18 protein-coding genes are annotated in these 19857 nt (G+C 63.2%); 7 read left to right on the forward strand and 11 right to left on the reverse strand.

The features are described 5' to 3' along the window. Window positions 1-143: 143 nt before the first annotated feature. Window positions 144-1061 carry a 3-oxoacyl-ACP reductase gene (locus tag AC2ETI_RS11295; protein ID WP_007734334.1) on the reverse strand — a complete coding sequence of 306 codons (918 nt, stop codon included), beginning with the start codon at window positions 1059-1061 and terminating at the stop codon, window positions 144-146. A gap of 109 nt (window positions 1062-1170) precedes the next feature. Continuing rightward, window positions 1171-1362: a ferredoxin gene (locus AC2ETI_RS11300; protein WP_007734330.1), complete on the reverse strand. Its 192-nt coding sequence runs from the start codon at window positions 1360-1362 to the stop codon at window positions 1171-1173. A gap of 265 nt (window positions 1363-1627) precedes the next feature. Here AC2ETI_RS11300 and AC2ETI_RS11305 point away from each other — a divergent pair, with 265 nt between their 5' ends. The 3 genes from AC2ETI_RS11305 to AC2ETI_RS11315 all read left to right on the forward strand — a co-directional run bounded on the left by AC2ETI_RS11305 (window position 1628) and on the right by AC2ETI_RS11315 (window position 5636). After that, window positions 1628-2809: an acyl-CoA dehydrogenase family protein gene (locus tag AC2ETI_RS11305; RefSeq protein WP_259117495.1), complete on the forward strand. Its 1182-nt coding sequence runs from the start codon at window positions 1628-1630 to the stop codon at window positions 2807-2809. A 12-nt stretch (window positions 2810-2821) separates the two neighbouring features. Beyond that, window positions 2822-3943 (forward strand): acyl-CoA dehydrogenase family protein, encoded by a 1122-nt coding sequence (locus AC2ETI_RS11310; protein WP_020968503.1) that lies wholly within the window; start codon window positions 2822-2824, stop codon window positions 3941-3943. A gap of 61 nt (window positions 3944-4004) precedes the next feature. After that, entirely contained in the window at window positions 4005-5636 is a 1632-nt protein-coding gene (locus AC2ETI_RS11315) for a long-chain-fatty-acid--CoA ligase (RefSeq protein WP_483633915.1), read from the forward strand. 9 nt (window positions 5637-5645) lie between these two features. Here the strand turns inward: AC2ETI_RS11315 and nagB are convergent, their stop codons facing one another. From nagB to AC2ETI_RS11360, 9 genes are read right to left on the reverse strand one after another with little or no spacing between them, the layout of a single operon-like run. Beyond that, entirely contained in the window at window positions 5646-6425 is a 780-nt protein-coding gene (gene nagB, locus AC2ETI_RS11320; protein WP_029254523.1) for a glucosamine-6-phosphate deaminase, read from the reverse strand. A gap of 11 nt (window positions 6426-6436) precedes the next feature. Continuing rightward, window positions 6437-7621 (reverse strand): N-acetylglucosamine-6-phosphate deacetylase, encoded by a 1185-nt coding sequence (locus tag AC2ETI_RS11325; RefSeq protein WP_483633916.1) that lies wholly within the window; start codon window positions 7619-7621, stop codon window positions 6437-6439. Further along, window positions 7618-8310 (reverse strand): SGNH/GDSL hydrolase family protein, encoded by a 693-nt coding sequence (locus AC2ETI_RS11330; protein ID WP_182261390.1) that lies wholly within the window; start codon window positions 8308-8310, stop codon window positions 7618-7620. The genes AC2ETI_RS11325 and AC2ETI_RS11330 overlap by 4 nt, the downstream gene beginning before the upstream one ends. After that, on the reverse strand, window positions 8307-9014 hold the full coding sequence (locus AC2ETI_RS11335) for an N-acetylmannosamine-6-phosphate 2-epimerase (RefSeq protein ID WP_182261389.1): 708 nt from the start codon (window positions 9012-9014) through the stop codon (window positions 8307-8309). The genes AC2ETI_RS11330 and AC2ETI_RS11335 overlap by 4 nt, the downstream gene beginning before the upstream one ends. Next, window positions 9011-9940 (reverse strand): ROK family protein, encoded by a 930-nt coding sequence (locus tag AC2ETI_RS11340; protein ID WP_030534708.1) that lies wholly within the window; start codon window positions 9938-9940, stop codon window positions 9011-9013. Before AC2ETI_RS11340 ends, AC2ETI_RS11335 begins: the two co-directional genes overlap by 4 nt. A 1-nt stretch (window position 9941) precedes the next feature. Continuing rightward, complete coding sequence (locus AC2ETI_RS11345; RefSeq protein ID WP_007734313.1) at window positions 9942-10871, reverse strand: dihydrodipicolinate synthase family protein; 930 nt, start codon at window positions 10869-10871, stop codon at window positions 9942-9944. Between the two features lie 46 nt (window positions 10872-10917). Beyond that, complete coding sequence (locus tag AC2ETI_RS11350; protein ID WP_483633917.1) at window positions 10918-11976, reverse strand: Gfo/Idh/MocA family protein; 1059 nt, start codon at window positions 11974-11976, stop codon at window positions 10918-10920. After that, the gene (locus tag AC2ETI_RS11355; protein WP_483633918.1) at window positions 11973-12968 is read right to left on the reverse strand and encodes a Gfo/Idh/MocA family protein; all 996 of its coding nucleotides are present in this window, start codon (window positions 12966-12968) and stop codon (window positions 11973-11975) included. Before AC2ETI_RS11355 ends, AC2ETI_RS11350 begins: the two co-directional genes overlap by 4 nt. After that, on the reverse strand, window positions 12965-14023 hold the full coding sequence (locus AC2ETI_RS11360) for a Gfo/Idh/MocA family protein (protein ID WP_483633919.1): 1059 nt from the start codon (window positions 14021-14023) through the stop codon (window positions 12965-12967). The genes AC2ETI_RS11355 and AC2ETI_RS11360 overlap by 4 nt, the downstream gene beginning before the upstream one ends. Window positions 14024-14297: 274 nt before the next feature. Here AC2ETI_RS11360 and AC2ETI_RS11365 point away from each other — a divergent pair, with 274 nt between their 5' ends. From AC2ETI_RS11365 to AC2ETI_RS11380, 4 genes are read left to right on the forward strand one after another with little or no spacing between them, the layout of a single operon-like run. Beyond that, window positions 14298-15923 carry an ABC transporter substrate-binding protein gene (locus tag AC2ETI_RS11365; RefSeq protein WP_030534712.1) on the forward strand — a complete coding sequence of 542 codons (1626 nt, stop codon included), beginning with the start codon at window positions 14298-14300 and terminating at the stop codon, window positions 15921-15923. A gap of 43 nt (window positions 15924-15966) precedes the next feature. Beyond that, on the forward strand, window positions 15967-16926 hold the full coding sequence (locus tag AC2ETI_RS11370) for an ABC transporter permease (RefSeq protein ID WP_020906304.1): 960 nt from the start codon (window positions 15967-15969) through the stop codon (window positions 16924-16926). Then, window positions 16926-19004: a dipeptide/oligopeptide/nickel ABC transporter permease/ATP-binding protein gene (locus AC2ETI_RS11375; protein ID WP_046377966.1), complete on the forward strand. Its 2079-nt coding sequence runs from the start codon at window positions 16926-16928 to the stop codon at window positions 19002-19004. Before AC2ETI_RS11370 ends, AC2ETI_RS11375 begins: the two co-directional genes overlap by 1 nt. Continuing rightward, a complete protein-coding gene (locus AC2ETI_RS11380) occupies window positions 19001-19819 on the forward strand; it encodes an ABC transporter ATP-binding protein (protein ID WP_020906302.1) in 819 nt (272 codons plus the stop codon). Before AC2ETI_RS11375 ends, AC2ETI_RS11380 begins: the two co-directional genes overlap by 4 nt. The last annotated feature ends 38 nt before the right edge of the window (window positions 19820-19857 follow it).

Below are 19857 nucleotides of genomic sequence, written 5' to 3' on the forward strand. Positions count from 1 at the left end.
GTTGGTCTCGTTGTAGAACGCAGGCAGAGTGCCGCGCCCACCGACTCGTGAACACGCTATTTCTACCAGGAAGTGGACACGTAGACCGTCTAAGTGTGAACAACGGTTCTACGTGTCGCGCACCTGAGAATCAGACCCGTCGATCAGCCCAACGCGCGCAGGGCCGCCGATGCCGAGAACATCTTTGCCGGGTCACGGTCGGCGAAGTAGTCACCCATCACCGCGGACAGCGTTTCCGGCGACCAGGAATCTCCCTCTGCGTCGAACCGCTGCTCGACGACGGGCGCCGCCATCAGCGCAACCATCGGTCCGTACACCACGAATACCTGACCGTTGACGGCGTCGGCCGCCGGTGACGCCAGGTACGAGACGAGCGATGCCACATGCTCGGGCGAGAGCGGATCGATGCCGTCGGCCGGCGCGTCACCGAACACACCTTCGGTCATCGACGTCCGTGCCCGCGGGCAGATCGCGTTGGCCCGAACGCCGTAGCGCGAGAGCCCACGTGCGGCCGACAACGTCAGCGCCGTGATTCCGGCTTTTGCAGCGCCGTAGTTGGGCTGCCCTTCCGGTCCGAGGAGACCCGCCTCCGAAGAAGTGTTGACGATGCGCCCGTACACCGGCGCCCCGGCTTCCTTGGATTTCGCTCGCCAGTAGGCAGCGGCGTTGCGGCACAGGAGGAAATGGCCGCGAAGATGAACTTCGAGGACCAGATCCCAGTCTTCGTCGGACATGTTGAACAGCATCCGGTCGCGTACGACGCCGGCATTGTTGACGACGATGTCGACGCTGCCGAACTGTCCCTGCGCTGCTTCCATCAGTGCGTCGGCGGTAGAACGCTCACCGACGTTGCCTGCCACGAATTCGACTTTGGCGCCGAGACCGCGGATCTCCTCGAGCGTTGCTTCGACGGCCTCGTTCGGGGCCAGATCGTTGACGACCAACGACGCACCGGCCTTCGCCAGACCGATGGCCTCGAACTTTCCGAGCCCCGATCCGGCACCGGTCACGATGGCGACCTTGCCTTCGAGACTGGTTTCTGGGCTGTTCACAGCATTCATCGAAGCGCTCTCCCGGTTCTCTGCGGTCGTGTGTCGAGGTACCCGGCTCGATTGCCGTGACCCACGAGTTCGCAACTTTAGAACGTGTTCTTGTTTTGGGCAACCATCGTCACGGATGTTCGGTCAGCGCCGCACGCGGGCACTGAGCGATCGCGGAACGGACATCTTCCCAGCGATCCTCCGGCGGACGCACGGAACTGATCACGAGCTCCTCGTTGTCGTCGAGGTCGAAAATATCGGGTGCGATCCCTACGCACACACCGTTTGCCTCGCAACGGTCCAGATCAACCCTGACCTCCATGGCGATTCCTCTTCTCTACTCACTACTACTGGCGCGAACACGGATACGAAACGAGTGCCGCAGGGCTGTGCCGCACACCGTTCCTGGCGATAACACTAGAACCTGTTTCAGTCGTGTGCAATGATTCGAAAAAGTACCGAGAACGGACGTCGAACGATCCGCCGGAGACGGCGAGAGCGTCCCTTGTCGCCGATGTACGCATCGATAGAACCTGTGTCAATCGAATGATTGGCGCTTTGATTCGTATCTCTATGGAGAGGTAACCATGCACATCACCTACACCCCTGAGCAGCAACAGCTCCAGGAGGAGTTGCGTGCCTACTTCGCACAACTGATGACTCCCGAGCGGCGTGAAGCACTCGCTGCCACGACGGGTGAATACGGCGAAGGCAATGTGTACCGCGAAGTCGTCGCGCAGATGGGCCAGGACGGCTGGCTCACGCTGGGTTGGCCGAAAGAGTACGGCGGACAGGAACGCTCCGCGATGGACCAGCTGATCTTCACCGACGAAGCTGCCATTGCCGGTGCGCCCGTGCCGTTCCTGACGATCAATTCCGTAGCGCCGACAATCATGCATTTCGGGACGGACGAGCAGAAGGCCTTCTTCCTGCCCAAGATCTCCCGCGGTGAGCTCCACTTCGCGATCGGTTACTCCGAGCCCGAGGCCGGCACCGACCTGGCGTCTCTGCGCACGTCGGCCGTCCGTGACGGTGACGATTACGTCATCAACGGGCAGAAGATGTGGACGAGCCTGATCCAGTACGCCGACTACGTGTGGTTGGCGTGCCGCACCGATCCGGAAGCCAAGAAGCACAAGGGAATCAGCATGCTGATCGTCCCGACCACCGCAGAAGGCTTCTCCTACACCCCGGTTCACACCATGGCCGGCCCCGACACCAGCGCCACTTACTACCAGGACGTACGGGTCCCGGCGTCGTCGATAGTCGGCCAGGAACACGGCGGCTGGGCACTGATCACCAATCAGCTCAACCACGAGCGTGTTGCCCTCACCTCGGCCGGACCGATTCTGACCGCGCAGCGTGAGGTCCGCGAGTGGGCACAGAACACCAAGCTGCCCGACGGCCGACGCATGATCGACCAGGAATGGGTGCAGATCAATCTGGCTCGCGTGCATGCCAAGGCCGAGTACCTGAAGTTGATGAACTGGGAAATCGCCTCCGCAACCGATCACGCTCCAGGTCCCGAAGCGGCGTCGGCCAACAAGGTGTTCGGTACCGAATTCGCCACCGAGGCTTACCGCTTGCTCATGGAGGTTCTCGGATCCTCCGCCACGATCAGGCAGAACTCCCCCGGCGCTCTTCTACGCGGACGCATCGAACGCATGCATCGTTCTTCGCTGATCCTGACGTTCGGCGGCGGTACCAACGAAGTGCAACGCGACATCATCGGCATGACAGCTCTGCGGCTTCCCGCATCGAAGCGATAAGGACCAACGATCATGGAATTCACCCTTACCGAGGCCCAGCAGGACCTGTCCGGACTGACACGATCCGTCGTCACCGAACTGGTCACCAACGACCGCCTTCGTGAACTCGACGCCGCCGAAGACCGTTTCGACGCCCTCTTGTGGAACGCTCTGGCTTCGGCCGGCGTTCTCGGTGCGGCCCTTCCGGAATCGGTGGGCGGCGACGGATTCGGTGTCCTCGAGCAGTGCAGCATCCTGGCCGAACTCGGCCGCGGCGTCGCAGCTGTTCCGTTCCTGACGTCCATCGTCGGGTCCGCCGCAGCGATAGCCGAATTCGGCTCGGACAAGCAGCGCGACGACTGGGCAAGCGCTGCCGCTGCCGGTGAGAAGATACTCACCGCGGCCCTCGCCGAGGAATACAACGACGACCCGGCGCACCCGATCACGCGTGCCGAGAAGACCGCCGACGGTTGGCGCATCGACGGAGCAAAGATCACCGTCGACAGTGCTCCGCTCGCAGATCTGTTCCTCGTCCCCGCCATCACCGAGGACGGTGTCGCGGTCTTCCTCGTCGAACCGTCGGACGCGGGCGTGAGCATTACCAGGCAATCGACCACGGATTTCTCGAGTGCGGCCCTGGTCGAGTTCGATTCGGTGCAGATCCCGGCCGATCGTGTTCTCGGCTCGGTTGCCCAAGGATCCGACATCGCGGCGTGGATCGTGGAACGAATTCAGCTCGGTTCCAGCGCCTACCAGTACGGGGTGCTCGATCAAGCGCTGAAGCTGACCGCCGAATACGCCACCGAGCGTGTGCAGTTCGGCCGTCCGATCGGTAGTTTCCAGGCCGTGGCCCAGCGCCTCGCCGACGGATACATCGATGTCAAGGGCGTTCGCCTGACTCTCTGGGCCGCAGCGTGGCGTCTGAGCGAAGGACTTCCGTCCGACGGGGCCGTGCAGACGGCCAAGTTCTGGGCTGCAGATGCGGGACACCGCGTCGGGCACACCGCTGTTCACGTTCACGGCGGTGTTGGTCTGGACGAGGACCATCCGGTTCACCGCTACTTCCTCGCGGCCAAGCATCACGAGTTCCTGCTCGGCAACGCAACAGATCAGCTTCGCGCACTGGGCAAGGAACTTGCCGCAGTTCCTGCCTGAGTGCGTCCCACCGAGTGGAAATCCATGACCTGGTCCGAGACGAATCGATGATGATGCAGCTATGAGTCAGAGCCCCACTGTTTCCGATCTACTCCTCGGAGTCAGCGAGATCGACGACCGCGGTATCCGTTTCGAGGACCAGGTCATCACCTGGCGCGAGCACATTCAAGGCTCGTTCGATCGAGCAGCGCTGCTGGACACGCTGCTCGATCGAACGCGCCCCCGGCATTTCGGTCTTCTGATGGAGAACGTCCCCGAATTCTCACTACTGCTCGGCGCAGCATCGTTCTCGGGTTCGATTGCTGCCGGACTGAACACGACCAGGCGCGGCCCGGCATTGGCGCGAGACATCCAACTCTCCGACTGCCAGGTCATCTTCACCGAGAACAACCAGGCACATCTACTCGACGACGTCGATCTCGGTGACGTCCGGGTGATCAACGTGGATTCTCCGGCCTGGACGCAATTGTTGGCGCCCTTCGCCGATACGCCGGCCTACGCGTCGACGGCGCAGCCCGACGATCTGTTGATGCTCATTTTCACTTCCGGAACAAGCGGTGATCCCAAAGCGGTTCGGTGCACGCACCACAAGTTGGCCTCCCCCGGAGTCATGCTTGCCGATCGTTTCGGGCTCGGCGCCGACGACGTCGTCTACATGGCGATGCCCATGTTCCATTCCAACGCCATGATGGCGGCGTGGACGGTCGCGCTGCACGCGCGTGCGGGAATTGCCATGCGCCGCAAGTTCTCCGCTTCGGGCTTTCTGCCCGACGTTCACAAGTACGGAATCACGTACTCCAACTACGTCGGAAAGCCGTTGTCCTTCATCGCTTCCACCCCCGAGGTGCCGAACGAACGGGACAACACCTTGAAGATCATGTATGGCAACGAGGGTTCGGCGCCCGCCGTCGCCACCTTCGTCCGGCGCTTCGATGCCCGCGTCATCGACGGGTTCGGTTCCACCGAGGGCGGCATTTCGATTTCCGCGGCGCCGGTGCCGCGGACCGGCGCCCTCGGACTTCTCCCGGACGGGGTCAAGATCCTCGATCCCGAGACCGGAGCCCCATGCCCGCCTGCAGTCTTCGACGCTGACGGCCGGATCACCAATGCCGACGAGGCAACCGGTGAACTGGTCAACGTCACCGGCCCAGGCACATTCGCCGGGTACTACAAGAACCCGGAAGCCGACGCCGAGCGAATGCGCAACGGCCAGTACTGGAGCGGCGATCTGGCGTACACCGACCTCGACGGCTACGTCTACTTCGCGGGACGCAGTTCCGGTTGGCTACGAGTGGACGGCGAGAACATCGGCGCCGCACCCATCGAACGCTCGCTCGTCGGTTACCCGGGCTTCGCGCAGGTGTCCGTGTACGCAGTCCCCGACAGCGATGTCGGCGACCGCGTCATGGCGTCGGTGATTCCGGTCGGCGACGTCGACAACTTCGACCCGGCAGCCGTAGCCGAATACATCGATTCCCGGCCGGAACTCGGGCCGAAGCAGAAACCGACCTTGATCCGCGTGTGCAGTGAGTTCCCGAGAACGGCGACGTTCAAGGTGGTCACTCGAACGCAGAGCGCCGAACGATGGAACACATCCGATCCGGTGTGGATCCGCCGGCGCGGAGAATCCGACTTCCAATTACTCACTCCCGAAATGGCACTCGGCCTCGAGAAGACGCGAGAGCCCGTCTAGTCCGATATCTCAGTAGTGCTGAGCAAGCGGTTTGTGCGCAGACACCGTTTTGTAGAACTCGGTGAGCCGAAGCTGTGATGCCGCTGCATCGTCGATCACCACCGTCACGTGTGGATGCAGTTGGAGGACCGATGCCGGGCACACCGCGGCCAGCGGCCCCTCGACGGCAGCGGCAATCGCAGCGGCCTTGTGCTCGCCGGTCGCGATCATCACCAGATGCTTTGCTTCGCAAATAGTTCCGAGGCCCTGGGTGATCACGTGCCGTGGTACGTCGTCCGGACTCTCGAAGAATCGGGCGTTGTCGGTTCGAGTCTGTTCCGTCAGCGTCTTGACCCGGGTCCTCGAATTCAGCGAGGACGTCGGTTCGTTGAAACCGATGTGACCGTTGCCGCCGATGCCCAGAAGTTGTACGTCCACCGGACCATTCGACGCAATCGCCCGGTCGTAGGCTGCCGCGGCGGCAAATGGATCCGGCGCGGTGCCGTCGGGGCTGAATACCCTTGCCGCGTCCAGGTCCAGGTGATTCACCAGTTCGGTGCGGATCACCTGGGCATACGACTCCGGGTGGCCTTCCGGCAGGCCGACGTATTCGTCCAACAGGAACGCCTGCACGCCGGCAAAACTCAACCCGTCCTCGCGGTGACGGCGCGCGAGTTCGCGGTACACAGAGAGCGGTGAAGATCCTGTCGCCAGGCCCAAAGTCCGTGCACCTGAATGCACCGCGTGTTCGAAGATGTCGGCAACAACGGTGCCGGCCGCCTCCGCACTGTCGACAATGACAATTTCCATCGGTTGATTCCTCAGCTTTCGGTGTAGTTCATGAGCCAGTTCCCAGCGGCCATGACGGCGCGGGTTTCGAGTTCTGGACCGGTGACGATCAGATCGGCGCGGCAACCCGGCAAGAGATCGCCGACCATTCCGGCCAGCCCCATCAGCGAAGCAGGCGTTGCCGTCGCCGCGATAACAGCCGAAAGCAGATCGACGCCGGCGTGATTGACCGCCCGGCGGACTATGTCCATCAACCGACTCGTCCCGCCGGCAATGGCCGTTTCCCCCTGGCCGGCCAATCGCGCCACGCCACCGACCACGTCGACGTCGAGAGGCCCGAGTGGGTAACGGCCGTCGGGCATTCCGGCGGCAGCCATCGCGTCGGAAACCAACGCGATCTGATGCGGACCGACAAGATCGAACACCGTCGCTACCGTCTCGTCGGCCAGATGTACTCCGTCCCCGACCAACTCGACCACCATCTGTCCTTTCGCAGCCGCGGCAAGACATGCCGCCACTGCGCCGGGAGCACGGTGATGCATCGGAGCCATACCGTTGAACAGGTGAGTGGCACTGAGCGGTGCATGCGCCGAGTGTGCGATCGAACGTGTCGCAATCGGGTTGGACGCATCGGTGTGTCCGATACTCACGACGGCACCGTGACGCTCCAGCAATGAGGCAAGTTCGTCGAAGTGTGCTGTCTCCGGAGCGATCGTCATCGAGCGAATGCGCCCACGGCCGGCTTCGAGCAGCGACTCGAGCAGAGCCGGGTCGCCGTCGAGAATGCTGTCGGGATCCTGGGCGCCACAACGAAGTACCGAAAGGAATGGACCTTCCAGGTGAATTCCGGCCAGCGTGCCCTCGTCCACCAGTCCTGCCAGGAGCTCGATGCGACTGCGCAGGATCTGCGGCGGCGCGGAGACGAGCGAGCCGATCACCGAGGTCGTGCCGTTCGTCCGATGGTGATCGGCAGCCACGGTTGATCCGAACTCGTCTGCCTCGGGGAAACCGAATCCGCCGGCGCCGTGGCAATGAACGTCGACCAAACCCGGAATGATCGTTGTTCCCGCAGCTGCCCGTTCGGGTAACGGGTCGGTTCGCTGCGACGCGGGTCCGGCCCACACCACACGATCACCGGAGATCTCGACAACCCCGTCCGAGAGCAATCGACCACCGGTCACCAATTGTCCACGCAGAATTTGTCCACGAAGTGTCACGACATCACCTGCGGTACAACGGGAACTTCGGCATCCGCGATCGACAACTCACGGAGCACGGCGTCCGCGAGCACGTAGTGCCCTTGTTCGTTCGGATGGAACGCGTCAGCCAGGAGAGCCGGCGGTGGGCCCTCGGGAGAATGGGCCGTCCACTGCGCGTAGTGGTCGACGAACACCACGCGCGTCGAGGCGGCAACCTGCCGCACGACCTCGACGTACTGAAGCAATCCAACTCTGGTGGGCGCATTCTCGACGTCGATCGGTGGCGGCGTCTGCAGGATCGGCACCGCACCGATCGCTCGCGTCCGGAAAATCATGTCCGAGAGGTCGTCTCGAAACCGCTCCAGTCCTTCTTCGCCATCCAATGCGTCATTCGTACCGAGCATGATCAACACCACCGAGGGTTCGAACACTTCGATGCGGTGTGCGAAACCCAAACGCACATCGGAGGATCGATTGCCGCTCACCCCGGTGTTGACAAGGACGTGGTTGAACAAGGAAAGTTCACCACGGACGCGCTCGGCGCAGTGTTCGACGTAACTTCGATGACCGTCGGTGTGTGTCAATCCCTGAGTGATGCTGTCGCCGGTGAAGACCCACCGGATCGGCGTCGAGGAGTCGCCGAGCAAAGTCTCCAGTCGAATCCGTTCGGCAGTCTTGGACTTCAAAGCCTTCGACGTCGGGGTCACACCCTCTGCCTTTCGGCGCCCGATACTGCGGCTGCAAATTTCGACGTGATGAACGCCGGATCCGTGATTGCGGTTCCGACAACCACCGAGTCTGCACCCAGGGCGATGGCGCGTGCCGCATCCTCCGGGCTGTGGTACCGCCCCTCGGCGATGAGGACCGCATCTGGAAGTGCCTGCCGCAGTTCCGAAACCAGCTCCAGGTCCGGGCCTGCCAGCCGTCGGCTGTTCTCGGTATATCCCGCCAGTGTGCTGGAGATGATGTCGGCGCCCGCCGCGGCGGCAGCGATGCCGTCCTCGAGTGTTCCACAATCAGCCATGACGAGGCCGCCGCGATCATGGACCGCGTCGACGGTGTCGGCAAAGGTCAGCCCGTCTGGACGCGGTCGCAGCGTGGCATCGGCAGCCACGATCTGCGCACCCGAATCCACGACTTCGAGGGCTGATTCCCTTGTCGGCGTGATGAACACGCCCTCCGAGCCGATCTTCGTCAAACCGATCACCGGTACCTTCACTGCCGACACGACTGCGGCGACATCCGGGGTTCCGCCCACACCGCCGCAGCGGATCGCCACTGCACCGCCGTCGACCGCGGCGCGGGCCATCCTCTCGATGGTCCCGGTGTCGCGCAAGGCATGGCCGTGTCCGGCCTGACAGGACACGATCAGCTTCCCGCTGATGATCGTGAGCAGTTCTTCGACAGTCACGGTGTTACCTCGATTCGTGTTGCGGCGGCCAGGAGCGCAGCTCCGACGAGCGGCGCATCGGTGCCCAAACGGGCAGGAAGAATGGCGGTTTCGGCAATGGGACCCATCGCTTCCACCCGGAAAGCGGACGTCAGCGGCGACAAGAGGTCGGCTCCGATCTGGGCTGCGCCGCCGCCGATGACGATCACCTCGGGATCGAATGCGGTGGCGACGCCGGCCAGGACTCGGCCGAGCAGAGTACCGGCGTCGGTGACCACGGCACGGGCGATCGGGTCGCCGGAGCGCATGAGTGCCACCACCTTCTGCAACGGTTGAGTGGGCACACCCGCCCGCGCTGCGTACTCGGCCTCCATCGCCGGGCCAGAGGCGACTGCCTCGAGGTGATCGGTTCTACCGCAACCGCAACCTATCGCCCCGGAGACCGGAACCAGCAGATGCGCGAGCTCGCCGGCTGTTCCGTGGGCGCCGTGATACAGCTGTCCGCCCACGGTCAACGCGCCACCGATTCCAGTACCGATCGAGACGAACAGTGCAGAGCTTCGACCGCGACCGGCGCCGATCATGTTCTCGCCGTGGGCCATCGCGCGCACGTCGTTGTCCACCGTCACCGGTAGACCCGAGTGCGCCTCGAGTTCCCCGCGAACCTCGGCGCCACTCCATCCGGACAGAATGTCGGAGGCGAAGACGACGCGGCCACGCACCCGATCGATGATTCCCGGTGCACCGACTCCGATTCCGGCTACCGGGTGATCCGCCCTCAAACGGTCGACCAACGCGGTGGCGGTCTCGAGAACAGCCTCCCTACCGGCCGTCGGTGTTGCCGCACGAACGGTGTCGATCACGTATCCGTCGGACGTCACCACCGCGGCAGCCACTTTGGTGCCGCCGATGTCGATGCCGATCCATCGCTTCTGCCCAGATGTCATGTCAGAGGAGCCCGGCCTGTTCCAGAACGACCTTGATCGTTGCGGTCTCGGACTCGTCGAGCGAGAGCATCGGGGCGCACATCGTGTTGCCGGTGATGACGCCGCGCAGGGCCAGAGCCGTCTTGAATGCGCCCAGACCCGCGGCACCGGCACTGACGCGACCCGGTGTCGGTGCCTCGACGATGGAGAACAGATCGGTGAGTCGATCCTGCTCGGCCTTCGCCGCCGCCCAGTCTCCTGCCTGCGCAGCGCGCCACAGTCGCACGTAACCGTGGGGGTCCACGTTGGCCAGGCCGGGCACAGCGCCCGAAGCACCCATCAGCAGGCATCCGTCGACGACTACCTCGTGCCCGGTGAAGACGGCGAAGTTTTCGAGCCCGGCCGACTGACGGAGCAACATACGGAAACTGACGTCGTCGCCGCTCGAATCCTTCACGCCGGCGATGACTCCCTCGCGACCGAGCTCGACCAGCATTGCCGGGCTGAGCTTGCTGTGGACACGAACCGGGACGTCGTAGGCGAACAACGGAAGATCCACTGCGGCGTGGATGGAGCGGAAATGCGTTGCCGTCTCGGCTGCGTCGGTGATCGCGTAGAACGGCGCCGTCGCGACGATGGCATCCGCACCCGCTTCACGCGCCTGCTCGGCGACGGCGATGACCCGGTTGGTGGTCATGTCGTTCACGCCGACGAGGACCGGTACCTGGCCGCCGACGTGACCGATGGCCGTCTGCACCACCTGGGCGCGCTGAGCGTCGGTGAGGTAACCGACCTCACCCGAGGAACCGAGGACGAACAAGCCGTCGACTCCGGCTTCGATCTGCAGTGAGAGCAGGCGTTCGAGCGACGTGGTGTCGACCTCGCCCTCGAGCGTCAGTGGTGTGACGATCGGCGGGACGATTCCGCTGAAGGTGGTGGTTTCCGTGCTCATGAGGTCTCCATATGTTGGTTGTCGGATTGAGTTGTGGGTGCGGCTGTCAGGGAGAGACGGAGACCGGCTGACCGCTCGAGGCGGACAGATAGGCAGCATCGATCACGCGCATCGACGCGCGGGCGTCTGCCACGGTGTAGTCGGGTTCGGTCCGTGGGGGAAGTCGATCGAGCACGTGAGAGAGAAAGCTCGACACCGCGTTGTCCGAACCGAAGCCGCCGATGGGTAGTGCGGTCACGTCTCCCGAGGATGCGAAGTGGGTCACCGCGGGTTTGTCGTCGTCGGAACTCGCGTATCCGTGGGAGCCGAGGACCCGAACCGTCGCGGTATTCGCGCCGAAACCCGGTGCTGCGGGGATTCTTCCGACGGTCACCGTCGCGGTGACGCCGTTTTCCAGGGCGAGCGAGATCAACGCCGTGTCTTCGACTCCGAACTGCTGGTGGGCCCCGCCGTAGAGTGTGCTCGTCTCGGCGTACACCTCGGTGACGTCCAGGCCGGTGAGGTATCTGAGGTAGTCGGCGGCGTAACCGGCGAAGTTCACTACTTCTCCCCCGCCGGAAAGCGCGGGATCCACCACCAGTTCGGGACGCTCGACGGACGTCGCGAAATGTGTTCCGCTTGCAAGGAACTCGATGTCCACGTGGCGCGGCAGTCCGAGGTTTCCGGCATCGATCCAGCGGCGCAGTCGCCGGAGCGCAGGTGAATGAGTGCGGTTCACCACCGTACAGATTCGCCCGTTCGACCGTGCCGCTTCCTCGACCGCCGCGGCCTCCGACTCGTCGATACCCACCGGCTTGTCCACCAGGACGTCGAGTCCCGCGTTCAGTGCGGCAATCGCAAGCCGTGCATGCCTGGTCGGCTCACTGCAGATGATCGCCAGGTCTATCCGTTCGGGGTCGAGCAGCTCGCCGAGTTCGTCGATCCACTCGATGTCTGCGGCCTTTGCCATCGCGATTCCGTCCTCACGAATCCAATCGGGGACCGAGGATTCGTCGGAGGCCCCGATCAAGCTCACTCGAGGATCGGAGCGCAACAGGTCCGCATAGGAGCCGGCATGCCTTACGCCGCTGACAAATCCGACGCGGATCGAACCGGTGCCGGTCATCGGTGTTCTCCGATCGAGATCGCGCGGCCGGTGTCGAGTGACTGTTGTGCAGCGATGGCAGTCGCGAGAGCTGCACGTACCTGCCAGTTCTCGACTATCGGGGTCGCGGAACCGTCGAGAGTGGCGATCCAGTGGCGCATCTGATGCGCCATCGCATCTTCGATCGACGACGGCGGCGCGTTTGTCGTATCCGTCATCAGGCCTGGGTCGTCGCCGGTGTCGTGCGCGAGCGTGCCGGACGTCCCCGACACCACGATCCGGCGCACCATCTTTCCCGATTGCGGCAGTGCGTAAGCCAATTCGATGAGCGCCAGAGATCCGTCCTCGAAGCGAACGGTCAGATGGAAGCTGTCGTGCACGGGCATCCCCGCCGCGAAGGTGGGGAAACTACGAGCGAACACACGGACCGGACGACGACCGATCAGCCACGTCACCAGATCGAGAGCGTGGGTTCCGTTGTGAACGGGGTGACCACCCGAGCGTTCCTTGTCGTGTTGCCAGCCTCGCCAGCCCCCTGGCCAGACGTGGCCGGTGTACCAACTGAGGTGGATCAACCGGGGGTCGCCGATGGCGCCTTGTGCAACCGAGTTTCCGATCGAGGTGATCGACGGCTGGAATCGTACGGTCTGTCCGACCATCAGTGAGGTGCCGCCACCTTCGGTGGCCTCGACCATCGCGTCGAAGTCCGCGACTGTCAGCGCTGCGGGCTTCTCCACGTGCACATGCTTTCCCGCGCGGCCTGCGGCTATCGTCACGGGCGCGTGGTCCGGAGTGGCCCCCACGACGTTGACCGCGTGCACGCTCGGGTCTGCGAGAATCTTCGCCAGATCGATACTGGCCTTCGCGCCCGGCGCCAATGCCGCAACCGATGCGGCCCGGTCCAAGTCACTGCCGAATACGTAGGCGACTTCGACCGACGGGATGCGCGCCAAAGCGCTGACGTGGTCCCGCGCGATTGCGCCGCTGCCGATGACGGCTACACGCACGGTCACTTCGCACTTCCCGACAGCGCCGCCGGTTCCCCGCCACCGAGTCGCACCTGTTCGGCGACGACGAGTGCGCGTTCACGTGCGTATGTCAACGGTGAGCCGGAGTCAGCCTTGCCGTCGAGAACTGCTGCCATCTCGTCGATTTCGTGGCGAATCGCAGCCTGCATCCACAGCGAGGATCCTCCGCTACCCGAGTTGTACTTCTGCGTCCTGCTCGCAGAGTCGATCAACGATTGGTTCTCGGCGTCGACGTCGAAGATCGGCCACGACTCTTCGCCCCGTCCCCCGCGCAGTCGGCTGACCCGGCCGGTGTGGAAGTCCGCGTGGACCGAGCCTTCGGCGGCATCGACCGTCAGCTCCCACGAAGAAGTGTGTGAACGCGTCGAGATGGTGTGTCTGCCGATCGCGCCGCCGGCGAACGACACCACTGTGTTGCGGAAGCCGTCGTCCGCGGTGGCGATGCTCGACACGGCAGTCACCTCGCCGCCGAGCCAGCACATCAGGTCCAGTTCGTGAATCTCGTGAGTCAGTTCTCCACCCGTTCGGCTCTTGTCGAGCTTCCACCACTGTGGATCTGCGCCGTCGGTGTCGATCCAGCGTGAGCGAGACGTTTCGATCGCAGCGACCTCGCCGAGCTCCCCCGACGTCAGCAGGTCCGCCAGACGTCGTACACCCGGCATCATCCGCATGATGTGCCCGACCATCAACGGCGAACCGCTCGCGTCGGCGCTCGCGATCATGTTCTGCGCATCGACCAGTTCGACGGCAAGTGGCTTCTCGACAAAAACTGCCTTGCCGTGTTCGAGTGCCGCGATGGCAGGTTCGGCGTGCGCGTGATTGGGCGTCGCGACGACAACGAGGGCCAACTCCGGGTCAGCGGCCACCGCGTCGTGATCGTCTGTCGGGGTTGCCGAGAACTCTGCGGCGACATCCTTGGCCCGCTCGAAGTCACGGTCGCACAGCATCGCCAGTTCGAAACGTGGATGGGCAGCCAGCTCGCGAGCGAGGGAACTACCGAAGAATCCGCAACCGACCACACCGACTTTGTATCGGGTCATGAAGTCTCCAAAGATTGGATGAGGGATGTCCTATGTTATACGGCCAGCGTCATCGGTCGTCAATTCGACGTCGGTAACACAGTCTTCATCTATGCAGGTGAGAGCACTATTTTTGGTTCGAAACCGACGAAACGTCGAAGTTCAACACCGCCAGTTCCAAAGATTCTCTAGACGCTTTCTGATCCACAATGTAAGTTACGCAACATCGGACGTCGAACATAGGACATCCCCTATCCACTCCCTTGATGTCCCGCTCCCCGCCTTGGAGGCCGCCTTGAAGAACGAACGACCGCTGAGCTCCGCGTTCACACGCCGAGACCTGTTTCGGTACACCGGGCTACTGGGAGCTGCAGCAGGTATCACCGCGACTCTCGCGGCCTGCGGCGGCGGCCCGTCGTCGACCTCGGTTGTCGGCGGTTCCGCGAGCACCGGCGATCTGACCACCGCCATCGGATACGGCAACGACCAGAGCTTCGACCCGATGCAGACTGCATCCGGTTTCCTCATGGCAGCGGTCAACCACGTCTACGAGGGACTGCTCGAAAACGATCCAGGCACCGGTGAGACGTATGCGGCGCTCGCACAGGCCGTCCCGACCGACGCCACCGCCTCGAGCTGGACCATGAAAATCCGCGAGGGCGCAACCTGGCACGACGGCACTCCGGTCACCTCGGACGACGTCGTCTTCACCTTCGATCGCATCCTCGATCCACAGCAGAACGTACTGATCCGCTCCTTCTTCTCCTCCTGGTTGCAGTCCGTCACCAAGGTCGACGACCAAACGGTGACCCTGAACTTCAACTACCCGTTCAGCGCTGCCGCACAGCGTCTCTCGATCGCCAAGATCATGCCCAAGCACGTCTTCGACGGCCACTGGGACGAGGCCAAGTCCGGAGCGCTGGTCGTCGGTTCCGGTCCGTACAAGCTCAAGAGCCACACCCCCAAGAGCAACACAGCTTTCGAGGCGTTCGAGGCGTACAACGGGCCGCGCCCGGCCAACTTCGCGACCATGAACTGGCTCTCCATCGTCGACACCTCCTCACGCATCGCGCGCGTCTCGGGCAACAATGCCGGTGCACAACTCGCCGACAACATCCCCGTCGCCAACGTCCCCACCCTCACCTCCGGTGGGCGCACCGTCGAGGGCAACCCGGGCATGAACCTCATGTACCTGCTCTTCGACACCACTCAGGCACCGTTCGACGACGTTCGTGTTCGCCAGGCGATGTTCTATGCGATCAACACCCCGAAGATGATCGAGATCGCCCTCGGCGGCAAGGCAGCACCGGCCACGAGCTACCTGTACGAGCGCAACCCCGACTACGCGCGAGCGTCCACCGTCTACTCGTACGATCCGGACAAGGCCCGCTCGCTCCTCACTGCCGCCGGTGTCAGTGGCCTCGACCTGACGCTGCTCTCCACCAACGTCAGCTGGTTGGCCGACTGCTTGCCGACCATCAAAGAGTCTTGGGACGCAGTCGGATTCAACACGACGCTCGAACCGCAGGACACCAGCGCCATGGTGAGCAAGCTCAACAGCGGCCAGAAGTTCCAGATCGCTGCGGGTACGTCCAACCCACAGGCATTCGGCAGCGACGTCGACCTCCTCGTGCGCTACACGTACAGCAAGGGCGGCCTGTGGACGAAGACCTACGCCAAGTGGGACGACACCCCCGAGGCACAGAAGATCTACGCCACCATGGACGAGGCCACCCGCGAGACAGACCCGGCAAAGCGCAGCACCCTTGTGCAGTCGTACCTGAACCAGATCGCCGAAAACGCTGTCTACTATCCGGTTCTCCATCAGGAACTCCTGACTGCGTGGGATCCGAAGAAGATCGCCGACGTCACTCCGCTGCCGTACCCCGGCGTCAACCTGCTTCAGGCGAAGCCGGCCTGATACCCGCCCGCTCGGCCGTTTCCCACAACTGAGAGATTCCCCGATGGCAAGAGTCCTCCCCATGCTGATCAGGCGATTACTGATACTGATCCCCCTGATCCTCGGCATCATCGCGTTCGTCTTCATCGTGATGCAGTTCGCGCCCACCGATCCCGCAACGGCGGCGTTCAACGGCGGCAACCCGACTGCGGAACAGTTGCAGCAGTTCAAGGAAGAGAACGGACTGCTCGATCCGCTTCCGCTGCAATACGTTCACTTCGTGACCGATCTGGTCAGCGGCAATATGGGTGACAGCCTGATTTCCGGTACCCCGGTGTTGGATTCGATCTCCACCGCTCTGCCACTGACCATTCAGCTCACGGTTCTCGGACTGGTGATCGCCATCGTGCTCTCGCTGATCTTCGGTGTCACCAGCGCACTGTTCCGCGATCGTTGGCCGGATCAGGTCATCCGAGTGATCTCCCTCGGTGGTGTGGCAGCACCGTCATTCTGGTTGGCACTGCTGATGATTCAGTATCTGGCCGTCCAACTCGGATGGTTCCCCACCGGTGGCTACGTCAATCCGAGCGACTCCGTCACCGACTGGCTCTGGTACATGGCGCTCCCGGCGCTGTCCCTGTCACTGCCCGTCGCAGCACAACTCACGCGCATCATCCGCACGTCGATGGTCGAGGAGTTGGACAAGGACTACGTCCGTACCGCGATCGGCAGCGGCCTGCCCTATCACGTGGTGATCGGGCGAAATGTCTTGCGTAACGCACTGATCAACCCGCTCACCGTCCTGGGTCTACGGGTCGGATACCTCCTCGGTGGCGCTGTGGTCATCGAGCAGATCTTCGGTCTTCCCGGAATGGGTCAGCTCATGATCAACGGCGTCACCAACGGTGACCCCGCAGTAGTTCAGGGTGTTGTCATCGTCATCGCGGTCGGCTTCGTCGTCGTCAACCTCGCCGTCGACATCCTCTACCTGCTCGTCAATCCACGACTTCGGAGCGCAGCATGATGAGAAGAAAACTCACCGAAAAGCTTTCGCGACCCGGCATCACCTTCTCTCGCTTCCCCCTCTCGGCCTGGCTGTCGATGGCGGTTCTCGCGATCATCGTGCTCGCCTGCCTCTTCGCGCCGCTGATCACGCAGTACACCCCGCTCGAACAGGCGGTGGGTACCGCGGGCCCCAGCGCCGATCACTGGTTCGGTCAGGACAGTCTCGGCCGAGATCTGTTCAGCCGCTTGCTCTACGGCGGACGTTGGTCGTTGACCATCGGTCTCGGGTCCACCTTCCTCGCATTGTGCGCCGGTGCTCTCATCGGGTCGGTCGCCGCAACGAGCCGAAAAGGCGTCGACGAGACCATCATGCGAGTGCTCGACGTGGTCATGGCGTTCCCGGGCATCGCGCTCGCTGCCGTACTCGTCGCAGCCTTCGGTGGTTCGATTCCGGTTCTGATCGTCACCATCGCGTTCCTCTACACACCGATGGTGGCCCGCGTCGTTCGCGCGAACGTTCTCGCTCAGTACGGTGAGGACTACGTCGCGGCCGAAAAGGTCATCGGCGCAAGAACTTCACACATCGTCGTCAAGCACGTCGTAGCCAACTGTGCTGCGCCGGTTCTCGTCTTCTGCACTGTCATGGTCGCGGACGCCATCGTGCTGGAGGCCAGCCTGTCGTTCATCGGAGCAGGTGTCCGTCCCCCGGATCCGTCGTGGGGATCGGTGATCGCCGACGGCAAGAACATGGTCCTTCTCGGTGGTTGGTGGGCAACGGTGTTCCCCGGTCTGCTGATTCTTCTGACGGTGCTCTCCCTCAACGTGCTCGCCGAGGGCCTGACGGACGCGATGGCCGATCCGAGTCTGAAGAAGACCAAGAAGACGCCCTCCGCACTCCAAGCAGCGCAGACCGCCGCAGCGGAGGAGACCTCCAACGAGCTCATTCTGGAGGACGAAGCCGCATCGGTCGCCAACACTCCGGAGTTGATCGACGACTTCGCCGACCCGAGCGTCGTGAAAGATGTTCTGAAGCCGGCCGCCGAACCGACCCCTCTCGAAACTCACCTGAAGATCCTGGCGGAAACCGAGCGGTCTCGGTCCGATCGTCTTGTGTACGAGGGCGATGCAGCGCCCCTCCTCGAGGTCCGCAATCTCACGATCCGGTTCCCCGAACGCTACGGAGACACGGCGATCGTCGACAACGTGAGCTTCACCGTCCGCCCGAACGAGACTATGGCACTGGTCGGCGAGTCCGGTTGCGGAAAGTCGCTCACTTCGCTGGCGATCATGGGTCTACTGCCCAAGACAGCAGTGGTGACCGGCGAGATCCTGTTCGACGGCGTCAACGTCCTCGAACTGAACAACCGGGAGCGAAACAAGCTGCGCGGGCACGACATGGCCATGATCTACCAGGATGCGCTGAGTTCTCTGAACCCGGCGATGCTGATCCGCGCGCAGTTCAAGCAGCTCACGAAGCGCGGCGGTACCCGCACAGCCGAGGAACTGCTCGAACTCGTCGGACTCGATCCGGTGCGCACTCTCTCCAGCTACCCACACGAGCTTTCCGGTGGTCAGCGTCAGCGCGTTCTGATCGCCATGTCGCTCACCCGCAGTCCGCGGTTGATCGTCGCGGACGAGCCCACCACCGCTCTCGACGTCACCGTCCAGGCCCAGGTCGTGGACTTGCTCAACGATCTTCGGGAAAAGCTCGGCTTTGCCATGGTTTTCGTGAGCCACGATCTTGCACTCGTTGCTTCACTCGCTCACAAGATCACGGTGATGTACGCCGGTCAGGTCGTCGAGTCTGCGCCCACCAGCGATCTACTCGTCGATCCGCGTCACGAATACACCCAGGGCCTCCTCGGCGCCGTTCTCTCCATCGAGGACGAGGCTCCGCGGCTCCACCAGATCCAGGGAACCGTACCGTCGCCAGGCAGCTTCGCCGCCGGTGACCGTTTTGCCGAACGTTCCCTGCGTCCGGATTCCGATCCAAACCGAAAGCCCGAGATGGTTCGGATCGGCGAGACCGAGCATTTCTTCGCGAACCAGTCCGCGACTCCCGCACACGCAGAATCGGAATTGGAGAGCGTGCGATGACTACAGCTGAAGCACCCATCCTGGAACTGAAGAACATTCACGTCGTCCACAAGACCCGTTCGGGATCACTGTTCAAACCCGGCACGGTTCACGCGGTCAACGATGTCAGTATCGCCGTACGACGAGGGGCGACGATCGGCATCGTGGGCGAGTCGGGTTGCGGCAAGTCCACTCTGGCCAAAGTCATGGTCGGATTGCAGAAACCGACGTCGGGCGACGTGGTATTTCGCGGCCGAAGCGCTCTGACCCGGTCGGCGGGCGTGCGCAAGGAGTTCGGGCGGGCGATCTCGATCGTCTTCCAGGACCCGGCTACCGCGCTCAATCCGCGAATGACGGTGGCCGACATCCTCACCGATCCGCTCGACGTCCACGGCATCGGCAACCGCGCGAGCCGAACAGCCCGAGTTCGCGAGCTGGTCGGTTTGGTCGGACTCCCCCAATCTGCGCTCGAAGTCATCCCGAGCCAGATCTCCGGCGGTCAGCGTCAACGTGTCGCGATCGCGCGTGCGCTCGCGCTCGAGCCCGACGTCATCGTGGCCGACGAACCTACGTCGGCTCTCGATGTCTCGGTGCGAGCGCAGATCCTGAACCTGCTCAGCGACATCAAGGCTCGGTTGGGGCTCGGCATGGTGTTCATCTCGCACGACATCCAGACGGTGCGGTATGTCTCCGACACGATCGTCGTCATGAACGCCGGGCGGATCGTCGAGCAGGGGACAGCCCAGGAAGTATTCGACAACCCGTCGGATGCGTACACGGCCAAACTGCTGGGCGCGGCGCCCAGTCTCCTGCAACGCACCGTTGACGTGGGTTGACCAATGGAGCGGATGACCGGACATAGGATGAAGGACGT

It is taken from the genome of Rhodococcus sp. MurmanLake-1, from assembly GCF_056945715.1.